Here is a 16741-nt window from a genome sequence, read left to right on the forward strand (position 1 = left end):
TCTAATTCCTTGCCGCTTTTGTAGTCATATCCTGCGTTTTCTAAATGTTGCAGGAGCAAGGATTCTATGGCGTTTTCATCAAGCTTTTGAGGTTCTTGCATTGTTGATTCCTTAAAATTTGTTTAAAACCTGCATAAAAATTTAAAGTATTGTAGCGAAATATTAAATAGAAATTAAGGATACACGACATAATCTTTAGTTATAATAATTGATTAATAACACAGCTTTTAGAGGATATATTGTGATTTTGAATTACGAAAATAGCAAAATTATAAGAAATATTCCATATCAAGAAAGCGATATTGCAAAAATTTTTGGCAAGAAAAAAGGCAAAGAATTCCAAGACTTTATCAATCAAATCTCCAAAACCTTTGAAATTACAACAGAAAAACTCATAAATTTTGCAAATGCCTTTGATATTCCTTTTGCTTACCTATTTTTAGATGAGATACCACAAGCGGAGGAATCTTTGCCAGATTTTAGAAGCAATGGTGCAGAATTTAGCCAAAACCTCAAATCTTGCATTGCTTCAAGCAAGAAAAAGCAAGAATGGTTTAGAAATTATCTTATAAGAAATGGACACAGCAAGTTCTTAGCAAATCAAAATTTAACTTTAGACAAAGACATTATCCAAGCTATCAAGCAAATGACACAATTTAATAAAGCAAAAAAATACTCAAAAGGGAAGAGGTTTAACTTTCTTAAAAATAATATTGAGCAATATAATATTATCGTGCAACAAAGCGGAATCTCACAAAACCAAACACGTAAAGCCATTAGCTTTAATGAATGCAGGGGTTATGCCATTTATGATGAATACGCACCCCTTATATTTATAAATTCTAAAGATACAAGCGAAAATGGAAAAATTTTTACTCTCTTGCACGAATTAGCGCATATTTTATTAAAACACAGCGGCGTAAGCTCTTATGATTTTGATTTACAAGAAGAATATCGTTGCAATAACATTGCAGGAGAGATTCTAATGCCAAGCGAAGCCCTTAAATCAAAATGGAAACGACAAATTCCTATTCAAGCAAATATAGAAAAATTGAAAAATGATTTTGAAATGGCAAGTCCTCTAGCACTTGCTACTAAAGCACTTTTGCTTAAATTAACAGATAATGAAAACTATCAGGAGTTTAAAAATGCAGAGCTAGAACAATTTTCAAAAAATAAAGATACCAAAGGGGGTAATTATTACTCTAATATTATTGCCTCCAATAGCAAAAACTTTACTCAAAGTGTGATTATTGATACACTCAATGGCTATGAAACCTATAAAGAAGCACTTAATTTGCTTAGCATTAAGGGATTTGATAAGTTTGATAAACTTGCCAAAGAACTAAAGGCAATTCAATGAATAAATATTTGATTGATACAAACATTTTTATAGAATCCGCTTACAGATTTTATGCCTTTGATATATGCCCGGGATTTTGGGAGTTTTTAAATAAATGCGCTAGATTAGATTCTGTAAAATCCATTGACAAAGTTTATAAAGAAATAACTTCTGATAATCCCAAGTTGCAAGATTTTAAAGAGCAGTTAAACAATAGGAGATTTTTCCTATCCATAGAAAACATTAGCCTAGAATCCTATGCAGAAGTTTCCCAAGCATTACAAACAATGCAATACACAGATATAGCAATCAAAGATTTTTCTAAAGGAGCAGATTATTTTCTCGTAGCACTTGCTTATCAAGAATCCTACACTATCGTAACGCACGAAGCCAAAAGCGGCAATAATGCTAAAAACACGATAAAGATTCCTAATGTCTGCGAAAGCTTAAAGATTGATTGTATAGATATAGCAGAATTTCTAAGACGCGAACAAGCAAGGTTTATCTTAGAGAATACAACACAACAAGAATCTTAAAGCCTTTACAGCTCTATTTCTTAACTCCTTGCTGACGCGTTCTAATTCCTTGCCGCTTTTGTAGTCATATCCTGCGTTTTCTAAATGTTGCAGGAGCAAGGATTCTATGGCGTTTTCATCAAGCTTTTGAGGTTCTTGCATTGTTTTTCCTTAGGATTTAAAAAGTGTGCTATGGCTACCCACAGAGATACAAGTAAGAATCAAAATATCCTCTTGCTTTTGGTAGATTAGCAGCAAGTCTGGCTTAATATGGCATTCGCGAAAATCCTCAAGATTCCCCTTAAGCTTATGGTCTTTATATTTGGAATCCAAAGGCTCATCATTGGCAAGCTTGCCAACAATATGCAAAACAAGTTTCACATCATCAAGACAAAGTTTTTTGAGTGCCTTTTTGAATCGTTTGGAATGTTCAATGCGATACTTCATCTAGCATTGCCTTTTTGAAATCCTCAAAGCTTTCATATCGCTCTACTTCCCCATTTCGCACTTCTCTAATAGCTTCCAAAAGCTCATCGCTTGGCTGCTTTTCTAAGGAAGTTTCGTTTTGTTCTATGATTTTTATCTTGGAATCACACGCCTTTGCCATACTCTTTACCGCTTTTGCAAATTGTTTATTTGCGTTTGTAATAATTAAGGTCATTCTTGCTCCTTCCCTTGTTGTATCTGCCTTTAGGATTCCACATTTTGCGGGATATTATAGCAAAAGTTGAGCAAAGGTGGAAGCGCAATAGATACGCTTATCTAAATATCCAACAAAAGTTCATATTGAATATTTTTATTTTTCTGGCAATAATACGCCTGATAAAATTCAAAGTCTTCTCTATTTTCTATTTTACATTTTTCATCTATAATTTTTTTAATTTTTATTTTGTCTTTCATAGAGGTTCTCATTCCGAAAATAATTCCACATAAATCTTTAAAATGATATTTAAATTTTCTATTTTCTTTATCTATTTCATCATCTAAAAAGCTATCCATTACAATGCGATATTCTTTTTCATAATCCCAATCTTTCGTTTTAATGAGAATCTCTTTATAAACATTATTCCAATATTGATTTAGTCGTTTATTTCTATTGCTAGAAAGCATATCTAGTATCGGGCTTTTATTGCCGCTTTCATCTACATACCAAGTAGAAATTAATGCTGGGATAGGCAGTCTCCCAATCGTTTCAAAAAAATTTATTTCGTTATACGAATCCTCATAATTTATTTTTTCAAAATTATATTTATGCCACTCTCCTTTGTCTTCATTGTGTCTTTTGCCATACAATTCCAACGAATTATTTTCTGATTTAAATATCAAACAAATGCCTTTATGTCCATCTCCATAATGCCCCCAAATAGAAGAGTTATGAGCCTCTTCCATAAAACAAGCTATATAACATTCTGGATACATTAGTTTTTCTAAATTTTGCACATAAAAATCCATAAATTCAAAAAGGATAAAATTTCTATTTGATGATACTTCAGTATCTTGCAGCTTACCTAGATAAACAGAGTGCATAATATTTTTATATACATCAAACAAATCTCTTAAAATATCTTTATTCTGCTCTTCATTTTCATTAATCAGTTTTTCAATATTATCAACCATAGTGATGACCATAGCAAGAGGTTGGGTATTTTTTGGATAGTCAAATCCTCTATATTCTATGAAACCTTGCTCAATATAATACCTTTGTATAATTCCAAGTGCAATGTAATGGATTGTGCTCAGGTAAAACAACAGCTCTTTTCTACTTACCGCAGTGGTTCGCCTAGAGATTGCTTTAATTGTCTTACCACATACTTGTATAAATTCTTGATAGATTTTGTCAAAGGATTCTCTATACATTGGTGTAGGAAAATCTCTAGCTTCAGCATATAAAGGTATAAAATCTGAAATCTTACATTCAAATTTTTCTCCACCTAAAGCATAAGCTCTGCAAATCCATTCTAAACACTTAAAATAATGCCTAAAAAGATTTTGCCAAACAATCTTATCCCCCTTAAATACAATATTTCTAAAACCTTCCATAGGGTCGTTTAACTCATCAAGAGAGGCAAAATAAATCTCTTGATTCTCTAACTCTTTATATTTAAAAATACTTTTTAAACTCCGCAAACGATAGAATATTTTGTTATTTTGCTCACTCATTTTCACACTTCCATTTCCCCGCTTAAGAGTTTTGGTAGCATTATATCACGCAGAGATTCTAAACTTTGAATTTCTTTCATATTATGGGATATTTTATTGAAAATATTAATACATATATTTTCAAACATTAAAACCAAATTACTATCTGGAATTAAAATTTCTATGTTTGCTATATCACTTTGTCTAATAAGTGGTTGTGTGCTACCAACATTAAAATTCTCTAACTTTAGTTCTTTCAATAGAAAATATATAAAGTAAAAATGCTTTTTAGGTTTTACAATTAGCGTATTATCAGATAACCAAACTTTTTGGGGAGAATTAATTAGAAAAATTTTGCCTAATGTTCCTACTCTACCTGTATATATTAATCTTTCATCACATAAAAATTGATTTGTTCTCCCTATAATTCCGTTTGCACCCAAAATTTCATACGCCCCATTTTCTACAAAAAATTCTCTCTTTAGCGGTTTTCCACTTTTTATTTCTATATAATCCCCCAACTTACCGATTTGCCACTCGTTGCGGTTGGGATTGTCTATAAAGGTATGGCGGAAGAGAGTGAGGCTTAAGGATTCTAGAGTTTTGTTTTGGCGATGAAGCAAATCTATCTTATCGTCCAAACTACTTAGAATCTCCGCGATTTTACGCTGTGTCTCAAGGGGCGGAAGCAAAAACTCATAATCCCTTATAACCTCTATTTGCACTCTTTCTCTGCCTGAACTTCCTGTCATTGATTTGATAGCAGTTTCTCTAAAATTTTCACTTCTTGCCAAATAATACAAAAAGTGCTTGTCGCTTATATTTTCTTTTTCTCTTAAAATAATAAATTCGGTAGAGCCAAAAGCAATTTCATTGTTTTCTAAAAAATCAACAAAAGCAGTTTTGCCATTTTCTAAACAAGGTGTAATCCTTGCTAATAGTGTATCACCATTTTTAAATTTGCTTCCACCTTTAAAAGATTCCATACTAAAAGAATAAATTTTTTTATTAAATGGTTCTAAATTGTCCATAGAAACTTTTTTGGCAAGTGTATTTTTCTTGATAGATTCTAGCGGATTTATCTCCGCTACCTCCCCCAACTTCACCCTTTTCCAAGTGGTTTTATTCATTGCTTGCCTTTGTGAGATTCTATGCTTTGCTTATACTTTGAGAGATTGACTTAAAACACTTCACTATGAGAGCCAACATTAATTGCCTTTAGAATGAGTAAATCTTCTATTTTGTCATATATCAAAACTAAATTTGGTTTAATATGACATTCCCTTAAGCCTTTTAAACTACCTTTTAATTTGTGGTCTTTGTATTTTGGCTCTAAAGTTTCATCATTTGCAAGGCGGTTTAAGAGATTTTCAACAAGGCTTAAATCTTCTTTGTTAAGTTTTTTTACTGCGTTTTTATATTGTTTTGAATAAGCGATTTTATATTTCATTCAAAATATCTTTGTGCATTTTTTTAGCATTTGAATAGGTTTTTAATTTGCCTTGTTTGTAGAGTTTATCCATTTCCTCACTCTCTTTTTCCATTTGGGCAATAGCTTCTGCTCTTGATTTTTGTGTTCTTATCTTTGCCTTAATTCCCTTAGCCAACCCCTTAAAAGCTGGCAAAAACTCTTCTTTGACATTTTCAATGATAAGTGTCATTGTGTATCCTTTGGCTTGAAGTTTTTTAATTATAGCAAATTTTATAATCTTTATTTTATTTCACTTGCATTAAGTTTTGCCTTTTTTGCTAAATCCTCAATGCCAATCAAAGAGTGCCGCTAAGTAGTCGCCTCTGCTTCTTGCGCACTTTTATAATCCTCCAAATCCTCTAAATAATTTGCCAATGCCTTTGTGATAATCGCTTCTATTGGCTGTTTCGTATTCTCTTGTGCGAGATGAAGCAAGTTTTGTGCTTCTTTGGATAAGGCGATATTCATTATTTTTCCTTTGCTTCCTTTATTTATTTTCTAGGCATTATAGCAGATTACGATGAAACTTTTACATAAATCATCACGGCTTGCGTGTTAATATTAAATCCCCCAACTTCACCCTTTTCCAAGTGGTTTTATTCATTGCTTGCCTTTGGAGTCTCGTATTGATATTGGAGTTTGATTACACTTTGAATCTCTCCCACAGCGATAGCATCTTTGAGATTATAACCCAAATGTAAAAGCAAGATTTCCAAATCTTTTTGGAATTTTATTTTTGTGGGTTTATTATGAAAAATCTCATTTCTTGCATTGCGGATTTTGTTAATTTTAGTCAGCAAGGATTCTTTTGTGCCATAGGTTGGGAGCATTTGGTTTTTATATTCCTTTGGATTTTTAAACAATGGGGCAAGTTCGCTCGAATGATTGTCTAAAATTTGTTGCAAATCCCCTAGAGAAAAAATATCAAAAACTTCAAAGGTGTTTTTAAAGCTAGAGATTTGTAAATGTCTTTTATCTGTAATGTTTGCGATTTGCCTTAAAAGCTTATTTTCTTTGGCGTTTTGACTTTGGGGTTTTAAAAACCAATCATCTTTATCTTGGTTATATAAGTTTGCGATTTCAACTGCTAATGTGCTACGCAAGGCATTTTCAAAACAATGCAAAAGTAAAAAATGGGCTTGATGAGTTTTGCGCCTTTTGTTGTAGAAACTCATAATAAAATCAAAAAGATTATCTGTATGAAATTTAGGTAAAACAATCTGTGCTTCCCTGCACACTCCCCATAAATAGCGAAAATGTAAAACTCTTATGCTTTGCGTAATGCGTTTGTCAAAATCAGATGTCAGTAAATGGGGATATTGCGTAAATAAGTCTTTTATTTTGTTTAAATTCTCAATCTCTAGGTTAAAATGTCCCATTTATCCCCTTTGTTAAACTTGTGTTTAGGATAATTATACTATAATCCTTGCAATTCAGAGAGCTTACCGCGATGAATCGTGGGTGCTTGTTGGCTTAGCTGATGAGAGGTTACTCTGAATTTTGTATTTTTATGCTTTTTGCGATTCTTATCACTCTATAATCTTCTACTCTTTCATTTTTCTATCAACGCAAGGTTGGCTAGAATCCTTTTATTTAATGCCTCTTCCTCTTGCATTTGAGATTGCAACTCCTCTTTTAAGCGTGTAAATTCTGTCTCAAAGTCAAAATCTTCCTCACTTTCTTCTAAGCCTACAAATCTGCCCGGTGTCAAAGTGTAGCCGAGTGCGGCGACTTCTTGTAGGGAAGCGGATTTGCAAAAGCCCTTGATGTCAGCATAAGGTGGGGTGGATTCTTTAGAATCTGCAAAATCTGTGCCTTGTGGATTCTGTGCTTTTTGCCACGCGTGGTAAGTTTGGCTTATCCTTTGAATATCCTCTTGCGTGAGAATACGATTTTTGCGATTAATCAACTCGCCACAATTTCTTGCGTCTATAAAAAGGATTTCTTTATTTGTCTTGGAGCGGCGCATAAACCACAGACAAGCGGGGATTTGCGTGTTTAAGAAAAGCTTAGCGGGGAGATTGACAATACAATCAATGAGATTAGATTCTATCAAGTTTTTGCGTATCTCGCCCTCACCGCCGGTGTTGCTTGTGAGGCTGCCTTTGGCAAGTACAAATCCCGCCACGCCTTTAGGGGCAAGATGATAGAGGAAGTGCTGAATCCACGCATAGTTTGCGTTTGTAGTAGGGGGAGTGCCAAACTTCCAACGTCCATCAAGCTTTAAGAGTTCGCCGCTATAATCGGAATCGTTAAAGGGCGGGTTGGCGATGACAAAATCCGCTTTTAAGTCCTTATGCGCGTCATTTAAGAAGCTACCCTCGCTATTCCATTTAACTTGTGAGGAGTCAATTTGTCTTATGGCAAGATTCATCTTCGCTAGTCGCCAAGTCGTTTGGTTGCTCTCTTGTCCATAAATAGAAATATCATCAATGCTGCCTTGATGGCTTTGCACGAAAAGTTCGCTTTGCACAAACATTCCCCCACTGCCACAACAAGGGTCAAATACGCGTCCTTTGTAAGGCTCTAGCATCGCAATAAGAAGTTCTACAACGCTTTTTGGTGTGTAAAACTGCCCGCCCTTTTTGCCCTCACTTAGCGCAAACTCACCTAAGAAATATTCAAAAATATGTCCCAAAATATCGCTACTTTGGGTTGAATCTCCTTGCAAAGAGAGATTAGAGAGTAAATCAATCAACCCACCTAAGCAAATAGAATCTAGATTTTCTTTGGCATAGACTTTGGGCAAAACGCCTTTAAGGCTTGGGTTTTCTTGCTCTATGGTTTGCATTGCATTATCTAAAAGGCTGCCGATATTGCTTTGTTTGGCGTTTTCCATAATGTAGCCCCACCGCGCCTTTGTCGGCACGAAAAACGCATTGTAGGCAAGGTATTCGTCTTTATCCTCCGTATCTCCACCTTCGCTTTGCACTCTTTCAAAAGTAGCTTGAAAGCTATCGGAGATGTATTTTAAGAAAACTAAGCCCAAAACGATATGCTTGTATTCGGCGGCGTCAATGTTTTTGCGGAGTTTATCGGCGGATTTAAAAAGTGTTTGCGCCAAAGTTTTATAAGAATGTGCCATAAAAACCTCTATACTTTCATTGATTTGATAATCTCACAAAATCCTCTAGCACATCAAAAACGCGTTTAGATTCTATAATGTCTCTTGCTAAAAAATATCCCTCTTTGATACTCTGCGCTTTACCTGCAAGGCATAACGCTGCACCGGTATTAAGTGCAACAAGCTGCGTTTTAGGAGAGCGTAATGACTGGGGTGAAGCAGAAAAAATATCAAGGCTAATGCGCTTATTTTCCTGCACATCTCCTCCACAAAGCTCTGTATAAGGGACAAAATCAAGCCCTATCTCACTTGGATTAAACACATAACTTTTAATCACACCATTATTAAGCTCTGTAATTTGTGTGGGTGCGCAAAGTGAAATTTCATCATAATAATCAAATCCGCTTACAACCATTGCCCTTTTTATACCCAAAATATCAAGTGCGCGCGCCATAATCTCGGTATATGCCTTATCAAATACACCAATAAATTGATGTGTAACATTGGCAGGATTTGCTAGAGGACCGATAAGATTAAAAGCTGTCTTAAAGCCTAGTGTTGCCCTTGCAGGAGCAGCAAATCGCATAGCAGCGTGAAACTTTTGAGCAAACAAAAATGTAATACCAATATTTTTATAAACATCAATACAAGTTTGCACCTCCATATTGATATTTACGCCAAGTGCGCTTAGCAAATCTGCCGAACCAGACTTTGAAGTAATCGCCCTGTTGCCGTGTTTGATAATCTTTACTCCAGCAGCTGCAAGAAGCAATGCACTTGTGGTAGATACATTAAAGGTTTTATGAGGAGAGCCTCCTGTGCCTACCATATCAAGACGCACCTCATTGCTTAGTGGTAAAGGAAAGGCAATGGCTTTTTTCTTCAATACACTTGCAAATCCCGCTAACTCCTCCGCATTCACACCTTTAATCTCAAGGCTTGTCAAAATACTGCCAATTTGCGCATCACTCATATTGCCTTCTGTAATTTCGTCCATTACATCATAGGCTTGTTTAAAGCTAAGATTTTCACCCTTTAGAGTGCTTTTGAGATATTGCTTGATAGGAATAATCTCACGCGTATAGTGCAAGAAATTTAAAAGCATTTTCTCACCCTCTGTTGTGCCAATAGATTCAGGGTGAAACTGCACACCCATTAGCTGATGACTTTTATGCTCAATCGCCATAATTTCTCCATCTTCACTCCACGCGCTCACTTCAAAACATTCGGGCAGCTCGTGTGCTTTACCTACAAGCGAGTGATAGCGCACAATAGGCGTGAGCGGACTAATATGCCTAAAAAGCCCCTTGCCATTATGATGTAGCGGCTCAACCTTGCCGTGTGCGATATTTTTTGCATTGACAATCTCCATTCCAAAAGCCGCCATAATCGCTTGATGTCCTAGACAAATTCCTAAAATGGGATACACACCTTGAAACTCCTGCACGATTTGGATAGAAATCCCTGCTTCTTTTGGTGTTTTTGGACCAGGACCAATAATGATATATTGAGGATTTAGCTCTCTTATCTCTTCAATACTTATCTTATCACTGCGCACTACCTTTATAGGAAAGCCAAAGCGATAAAATGCTTGATAAATATTATAAGTAAAAGAATCATAATTATCAATGAGCAAAATCATTTTTGTTCCTTTAGTTTTTTACTCTAGTCTTTAGGAGCGAGCATATCAAGCATTGATTGGACTTTATTTTGTGTTTCAATAAATTCACTTTTGGGAATAGAATCTTGCACCACACCCGCACCGGAGCGCACATAATACACGCCATTTTGATACACTGCACTGCGTATGGCAATGGCAAAATCCATATCTTCATTATACGTGAAATAGCCTATCGCACCGCCATATATGCCTCTAGCACTTGATTCTAGCCGCTCTATATTTTTTATCGCTTCAATCTTTGGCGCACCGCTTAATGTCCCCGCAGGAAAGGTAGCCTTAAACGCATCTCGTTTAGCAAAACGTTTAGAATCTAGCTCACCTTGGACTTGGGAAACGATGTGCATTACACGCGAATAACGTTCAATTTTATTACGATACACAACCTCTACACCCCCGCCTACACTCACCTTACCTGCGTCATTACGCGCCAAATCAAGTAACATTAAATGCTCACTTAGCTCTTTTTCATCACTCAAAAGTTGAGATTCTAGCTGCTTGTCCTCTGCCACACTTTTACCCCTAGGACGTGTCCCAGCAATGGGGCGCAAAATAAAATTACTGCTTTCATTTTGGCTTTTAAGCCGAATCATAATCTCCGGACTCGCACCCAAAATCACGAAATCATCAAAATCATAATAAAACATATATGGACTAGGATTTTGATGTCGCAAATGCCGATATGCCTGTAATGGCGGCATACTTGAGCGAATCTGCATACTTTGGCTTGGCACACATTGAAGCAAATCGCCCGCATAAATACATTTTTTTAAATCCTCTACCATAGATTCATATTCTGTTTGTGAAGTGGCTTTGATAATCGTATAGGGCATAAAATCAGCACTTTTGTTAGATTTGATAGAATCTTGGGCGGTATCTTGAGCAAAATCCTGCAACAAACGAGGGAGGTTTTTCAGATCGTGCATAATGCGCTCTACACGCTCTTTGGGATTTATATGCTCTTTTTCATACGCATAGCCCACACTTACAATATGCAGCCTATCAAACAAATGATCAAAAACCAAAAAATCTCGCCCAAAGATAAAGCCACACTCTGGAATGCTGTATTCAGCGGGATTGTTGAAGTTAAGATTCTCAATTTCGGCAAAAAACTCATAGCCAATATACCCCGCACCACCAAGGGGCAGAGGTAGATCAAGGGGCAAATCAGACACATTAGAGTAAGTGGGGGAATTAGTGTCGCTAGAATCTACTTCTTGTGGCTGTGGGGCGAGTGTTCGCACAATGGCAAGGGATTCTAAGAAACCGTAATCCTCTGCGTTCTGCTTTTTGCCCTTTGTAATCTTTAATTTTTGCAGCAACGCCGCATCATTCATATATGCGCCTAATGCTTCACGCAGCAATATTTTCTTTCCCTCATACATAAGCCAATGTGCGCCCTGCTCCTTGCAGATTCTAAACGCTTCAGCAAGAATCATAATAGAATATCTATCCTTGCCTGTTTCGTTATAGGCTGATTCTAAAAGCACCTTAGCCTTCAGCGCAAAAAGCACGGAAAGAGGGGTAATCTCATCGCATAAGATCTCTTTGTGCGCTACAAGCGCTTTGTGCGTATTCGTAAAATCAAACATCAGTGCTCCATACTTAAAATTTTACAGAATCTATCTACTTTTTATCTCCACGACTTCAACACCCTCTGGCACTTTAAACACAAAGAGTTTATCATTTAATGTGCCATTGAGTTTGACATTGCTAAATTTTAACACACTCTTTGAGCCCATAGAATCTACAAAGCTTATGCTTTTGGGCTTGTCATTTTTATCCACATAAAGCGTGTATTCTACATTATCCACACTCGTGCGGTAGCTGCCATCTGCTTGTTTTATGGCAGACTTCATAATAGAAATAAAATCACTCTTTGTCCTTAGCCTAGAGTAGCTCACTTGCTCTAAGGCTGGTTCATAAATCATCACCTCGCCATTATTCATATAAATTTCTTTTTTAAGCGGCATTTGATATTCCCATTTGGCTTTGTTTGGGGACTTACCAAAAATCTTTCCCTTATAAAACATATCTATTCCGCCCTCATTTTCTATGAGCTGCTCGAAATCCGCTTCCATACTCTGTATGTTTTCCCCCCACGCAAATGCTATCGCGCAAAAGCCAAACACAAGCAAAAAATAATATCTTAGAATATACATTTTTTAGAATCCTTTGAGTGTTTATCTTGTTTAAAGTTGGCGATTTTACCAAAACTCCATAAAAGTGTGCTAAAATTGCACCTAATTCTTAACTAAAAGGCTACATATGCTACACACTCTTGTTTCAAAATTTCTTGGCTCACGCAACAATAAACTCATTAAACATTATCTTAAAGAAGTCCAAGCCATTAATGCTTTAGAATCTACTTACAATACTCTAAGTGATGCACAACTGCAAGAGGCTTTTATGCAATTAAGAAAACTTATCCAAAATGGCGAAACCTCACTTCAATCAATTCTGCATAAAAGCTTTGCAATCACACGCGAAGCAAGCAAAAGAGTGCTAGGTATGCGGCATTTTGATGTGCAACTTATCGGTGGTATGGCACTTAATGATGGACGTATCGCTGAAATGAAAACAGGAGAGGGTAAAACGCTTGTGGCAACTCTTGCAGTATGTCTTAATGCACTCTGTGGCAGGGGTGTGCACGTTGTAACAGTTAATGATTATCTTGCCAATAGAGATGCCAAAGAATTAGAACCACTTTATAATTTTCTGGGCTTTGAAGTAGGTATTATTACAAGTGAAGTCCGCGATGATAATGAACGTTTGCAAGCATATGCGTGTGATATTGTTTATGGCACAAATAATGAATTTGGCTTTGATTATTTGCGAGACAATATGAAATATGACCTTTCTCAAAAAGTGCAAGGAGAGCACTATTTTGCGATTATTGATGAGGTAGATTCTATCCTTATTGATGAAGCACGCACACCTCTTATCATCTCTGGACCTGTTAATCGCACACTTGAACACTACCAGCTCGCCAATAGCGTAGCTCAAAAGCTCAAAAACGAAGAAGATTTTAGCATTGATGAAAAAAATCGCGTTATTCTCCTCAATGAAGAAGGCATTAAAAAGGCTGAGAGTCTTTTTAAAGTAGATAATCTTTATAGTATTGAAAATGCTGCACTCTCTCATCATCTTGACCAAGCACTCAAGGCAAATTATCTTTTTATTAAAGATAAAGACTATGTTGTGCAAAATGATGAAGTAGTCATTGTTGATGAATTCACAGGGCGTTTAAGTGAAGGCAGACGATTTAGTGAGGGATTACATCAAGCAATTGAGGCAAAAGAAAAGGTTGATATTAAAGAGGAAAGTCAAACACTTGCAGATATTACTTTCCAAAATTATTTTCGTCTTTATGAAAAGCTCTCTGGTATGACGGGCACAGCGCAAACAGAAGCAAGTGAATTTTTGCAAATTTACAACCTTGAAGTAGTGAGTATTCCTACAAATGTCCCTGTGCAGCGCAAAGACCTCAATGACCTTATTTATAAAAGTGAGAAAGAGAAATTTAATGCTGTTATTGACAAGATTCAAGAGCTTTACAAAAAAGGTCAGCCTGTCCTTGTAGGAACTGCAAGTATTGAAAAAAGTGAGATTCTCCACGAACTTCTTAAAAAACATAGAATCCCTCACACTGTCTTAAATGCCAAACAGCACACTAAAGAAGCCGAAATTATTAAAGACGCTGGAGTAAAAGGCGCAGTAACAATCGCTACAAATATGGCAGGACGCGGTGTAGATATTAAAATCAATGACGAAATACGCGAACTTGGCGGATTATATATTATTGGGACAGAGCGACACGAAAGCCGCCGCATTGATAACCAATTACGCGGAAGAGCTGGGCGACAAGGCGATCCAGGCATTAGTCAATTCTATTTGAGCCTTGAAGATTCGCTACTTAGAATCTTTGGAAGTGATAAGATTAAGGGCATTATGGAGCGTCTTGGGCTTAAAGAGGGCGAACATATAGAATCTGGACTTGTTACGCGTTCAGTAGAAAGTGCACAAAAAAAGGTAGAAAATCTCCATTTTGAATCACGCAAGCATTTGCTTGAATATGATGATGTTGCTAATGAGCAACGCAAAGCTGTATATAAACTACGTAACGAATTGCTTGATGAAAATTGCTCCCTCACTGAACGCATAGATACAAATCGTGAGCTAAGTGCGCAAATGCTACTCTACAAGGCGCAGATTCTACCCGGCGATGAGAGTGAGCATTTCAACCTTTCGTCTCTTAAAGCACAGGCAAAAGAGGAATTAGGACTGGATATAGGGGATTGCGAGGGTTTAGACTATGATGAACTACTTTCAAAAATTATCACACAAATGAAGCAAGGCTATGAGGAGAAAATGTCTAAGATTCCTAATGAGCAAAGAGCGCAGATTGAGCGCATTATCTACTTGCAAGTGCTTGATAGCTCGTGGCGTGAGCATCTCTATACAATGGATAATCTTAAAACCGGCATAGGATTGCGCGGCTACAATCAAAAAGATCCGCTTGTGGAATACAAAAAAGAGAGTTATAACCTTTTCCTAGAGTTTATAGAGAATCTCAAAATCGAAACGACAAAAATGTTGCATATCATTCAGCTTAAAGAAAAAGAGGAGGAAGAAACCGAGCAAATGCTGCAAAATATGCAAGATGAGCTAGAGGAAAATCTGCAAGATTCACGCATAAGCACGGATTCTACAAATGTAGCAAAACCAAAAATTTCGCGCAATGACCCCTGTCCTTGTGGTAGTGGCAAAAAATACAAACTCTGCCACGGCAAAAGCGGTCCCAAAAAAGGTTTGTTAGCATAATGAAAGCCCTTATTTTCTATCTCTTACCACGTTATTTGCGCTTTGATAAAACACAACCTTTTATTTCTATCACAGCCTTATTGGCGTTTTTTGGTGTAGGCATTGGCGTTATGGTGCTGTGTGTGGCAATGGCGATTATGAATGGTATGTTAAAGGAATTTGAGCGCAAACTCTTTGTGATGAATTACCCTTTAAGCGTGTATTCTACCACGCATTTAGGCGTAGATGATGAGATACTTCAAGCCCTCAAAACGCGCTTTCCGCAGTTTCTTTTTAGCCCCTATTTACGCTATCAGGCAGTAAGCAAGGTAGGCGACACAATGAATGCCACAATGGTTTTTGGTGTGGATATGCACGCAGAATCTAAAATGAATGAAGTCGTAAATAATGCCTTTAAACCTGCTCAATATAGCAATATGAGTGAATCTGCAACAAAAGCCCTCACAAAAGAGAAACAAGATGAAATTGAAAGAATAAAAGAGCAAAATATCACAAGATTCACAGAAAATACATTTTCGATTCTTATGGGGAGGGGTTTTGAGGAGAATTTTGGCTTAGACTTTGGCGATAAGATTGATTTATTTTTTACACAGCTTGAACCAAGTGGCTTTAGCTACACACCTATCAATAAACGCTTTTTGATTGCGGGATTTTTTGAATCTGGGCTAAGGGCATACGATGAGGCTTATACTTATACTAATATTAGTGCATTGCAAAAAATCCGCCGACTAGATTCTGGCATATATGATGGCATACATATTTATACGCCAAGTCCAATGGAGGATATTGATGCAATTAGGCAATTTCTACTTGTCGAGTTTCCAAATCGTGCGGGGGTAGAGGGCTGGTGGCAACAAAATGGCAATTTTTTCTCGGCGTTAGAGCTTGAAAAACGCGCACTTTTTATTGTGCTTATGCTTATCATCGTAATGGCTGCTCTTAATATCATTAGCTCTTTACTTATGGTTGTAATGAATCGCCGCAAAGAAATTGCTCTGCTCCTCTCGCTTGGAGCAAGTAGGCAAGAGATTAAAAGTATATTTTTTTGGGTGGGAAATACTATCGGTTTAAGTGGTATAGCGCTTGGCGTGGTGCTTACAGGCGTGGCAATGTATATGCTCGATACTTTCCCCATTATCTCACTTCCCGCAGATGTATATGGTAGCTCTAAGTTACCGCTAGACTTATCTTTGATTGACTTCTTGCTTGCAATTATAGGGGCAATTTTTATCGTATGCCTTTCCTCTTATTATCCTGCGAGAAAAGCTTCCTTAGTAGATACCTTGCAAGTTTTACGCAATGAATAATGCAATAGTATCTTTTTAAGAAACTTATAAGTAAATAAATCGTAGCATACAAGGACGTCCTTAAAGTTGGGGGTTAGTTATTTTTTAGGAGTTGCTTTGAAAACACTTTATGTAGGAAACTTGGTTTATGCAGTTACACGTGATGAGGTTCAGGATCTTTTCTCCCAATTCGGTGAAGTTTCTTCTGTAAAGCTTATTACTGACAGAGAGAGCGGTAAGCCAAAGGGTTTTGGATTTGTAGAAATGGAAGATGAGGCTGCACTTAAAGCCATTGAAGCACTGAATGAAAAGGATTTTCGCGGTAGAAATATGCGCGTGAATGAAGCACGACCACGCGACTAGCAGGTCTAGCAGATTCTATCTTTAGAATCTCACTTGTCCGCCCTTAATTGGTTCGGGTT

At 36.7% G+C, this 16741-nt stretch carries 18 protein-coding genes; 5 read left to right on the top strand and 13 right to left on the bottom strand.

Going from position 1 to position 16741, the window contains the following annotated elements:
• Positions 1-241: 241 nt before the first annotated feature.
• Positions 242-1363, top strand: coding sequence for an ImmA/IrrE family metallo-endopeptidase (locus LS67_RS08525; RefSeq protein ID WP_034327646.1), 1122 nt, complete (start codon positions 242-244; stop codon positions 1361-1363).
• Positions 1360-1878, top strand: coding sequence for a DUF4411 family protein (locus tag LS67_RS08530; RefSeq protein WP_034327649.1), 519 nt, complete (start codon positions 1360-1362; stop codon positions 1876-1878). The genes LS67_RS08525 and LS67_RS08530 overlap by 4 nt, the downstream gene beginning before the upstream one ends.
• Here the strand turns inward: LS67_RS08530 and LS67_RS09675 are convergent.
• The 13 genes from LS67_RS09675 to lolA form a co-directional block, all read right to left on the bottom strand.
• Entirely contained in the window at positions 1849-2019 is a 171-nt protein-coding gene (locus LS67_RS09675) for a hypothetical protein (protein ID WP_161594492.1), read from the bottom strand. The two genes, LS67_RS08530 and LS67_RS09675, sit on opposite strands and share 30 nt — an antisense overlap.
• A 9-nt stretch (positions 2020-2028) precedes the next feature.
• Positions 2029-2304: a type II toxin-antitoxin system YafQ family toxin gene (locus LS67_RS08535; RefSeq protein WP_034327651.1), complete on the bottom strand. Its 276-nt coding sequence runs from the start codon at positions 2302-2304 to the stop codon at positions 2029-2031.
• The gene (locus tag LS67_RS08540; RefSeq protein WP_034327653.1) at positions 2288-2518 is read right to left on the bottom strand and encodes a hypothetical protein; all 231 of its coding nucleotides are present in this window, start codon (positions 2516-2518) and stop codon (positions 2288-2290) included. The genes LS67_RS08535 and LS67_RS08540 overlap by 17 nt, the downstream gene beginning before the upstream one ends.
• A gap of 101 nt (positions 2519-2619) precedes the next feature.
• On the bottom strand, positions 2620-4017 hold the full coding sequence (locus tag LS67_RS08545) for a DUF2971 domain-containing protein (RefSeq protein ID WP_034327655.1): 1398 nt from the start codon (positions 4015-4017) through the stop codon (positions 2620-2622).
• A 2-nt stretch (positions 4018-4019) separates the two neighbouring features.
• Positions 4020-5126 carry a restriction endonuclease subunit S gene (locus LS67_RS08550; protein ID WP_034327657.1) on the bottom strand — a complete coding sequence of 369 codons (1107 nt, stop codon included), beginning with the start codon at positions 5124-5126 and terminating at the stop codon, positions 4020-4022.
• Between the two features lie 50 nt (positions 5127-5176).
• Positions 5177-5446, bottom strand: coding sequence for a type II toxin-antitoxin system RelE/ParE family toxin (locus tag LS67_RS08555; protein ID WP_034327659.1), 270 nt, complete (start codon positions 5444-5446; stop codon positions 5177-5179).
• Positions 5436-5657: a hypothetical protein gene (locus tag LS67_RS08560; protein ID WP_034327661.1), complete on the bottom strand. Its 222-nt coding sequence runs from the start codon at positions 5655-5657 to the stop codon at positions 5436-5438. Before LS67_RS08560 ends, LS67_RS08555 begins: the two co-directional genes overlap by 11 nt.
• 119 nt (positions 5658-5776) lie before the next feature.
• Positions 5777-5935, bottom strand: a complete 159-nt coding sequence (locus LS67_RS09680; RefSeq protein WP_156407277.1) for a hypothetical protein — start codon at positions 5933-5935, stop codon at positions 5777-5779.
• Between the two features lie 128 nt (positions 5936-6063).
• Positions 6064-6846, bottom strand: coding sequence for an Abi family protein (locus LS67_RS08565; RefSeq protein WP_052099893.1), 783 nt, complete (start codon positions 6844-6846; stop codon positions 6064-6066).
• Positions 6847-7019: 173 nt separating this feature from the next.
• Positions 7020-8552, bottom strand: a complete 1533-nt coding sequence (locus LS67_RS08570) for a type I restriction-modification system subunit M (protein ID WP_034327664.1) — start codon at positions 8550-8552, stop codon at positions 7020-7022.
• 16 nt (positions 8553-8568) lie between these two features.
• Complete coding sequence (locus LS67_RS08575) at positions 8569-10173, bottom strand: bifunctional anthranilate synthase component II/anthranilate phosphoribosyltransferase (RefSeq protein ID WP_034327667.1); 1605 nt, start codon at positions 10171-10173, stop codon at positions 8569-8571.
• A 23-nt stretch (positions 10174-10196) separates the two neighbouring features.
• Positions 10197-11801, bottom strand: a complete 1605-nt coding sequence (locus LS67_RS08580) for an anthranilate synthase component I family protein (protein WP_034327669.1) — start codon at positions 11799-11801, stop codon at positions 10197-10199.
• 30 nt (positions 11802-11831) lie between these two features.
• Entirely contained in the window at positions 11832-12371 is a 540-nt protein-coding gene (gene lolA, locus LS67_RS08585; RefSeq protein WP_034327671.1) for a LolA-like outer membrane lipoprotein chaperone, read from the bottom strand.
• A 106-nt stretch (positions 12372-12477) separates the two neighbouring features.
• Here lolA and secA point away from each other — a divergent pair, with 106 nt between their 5' ends.
• From secA to LS67_RS08600, 3 genes are all read left to right on the top strand, one after another.
• Entirely contained in the window at positions 12478-15033 is a 2556-nt protein-coding gene (secA, locus tag LS67_RS08590; protein WP_034327674.1) for a preprotein translocase subunit SecA, read from the top strand.
• On the top strand, positions 15033-16340 hold the full coding sequence (locus LS67_RS08595) for an ABC transporter permease (RefSeq protein WP_034327677.1): 1308 nt from the start codon (positions 15033-15035) through the stop codon (positions 16338-16340). The genes secA and LS67_RS08595 overlap by 1 nt, the downstream gene beginning before the upstream one ends.
• A gap of 96 nt (positions 16341-16436) precedes the next feature.
• The gene (locus tag LS67_RS08600) at positions 16437-16682 is read left to right on the top strand and encodes an RNA recognition motif domain-containing protein (RefSeq protein WP_034327678.1); all 246 of its coding nucleotides are present in this window, start codon (positions 16437-16439) and stop codon (positions 16680-16682) included.
• Positions 16683-16741: the final 59 nt, after the last annotated feature.

The sequence above is a fragment of the Helicobacter sp. MIT 03-1616 genome (assembly GCF_000765685.2).
In the GTDB taxonomy this organism is placed as follows: domain Bacteria; phylum Campylobacterota; class Campylobacteria; order Campylobacterales; family Helicobacteraceae; genus Helicobacter_C; species Helicobacter_C typhlonius.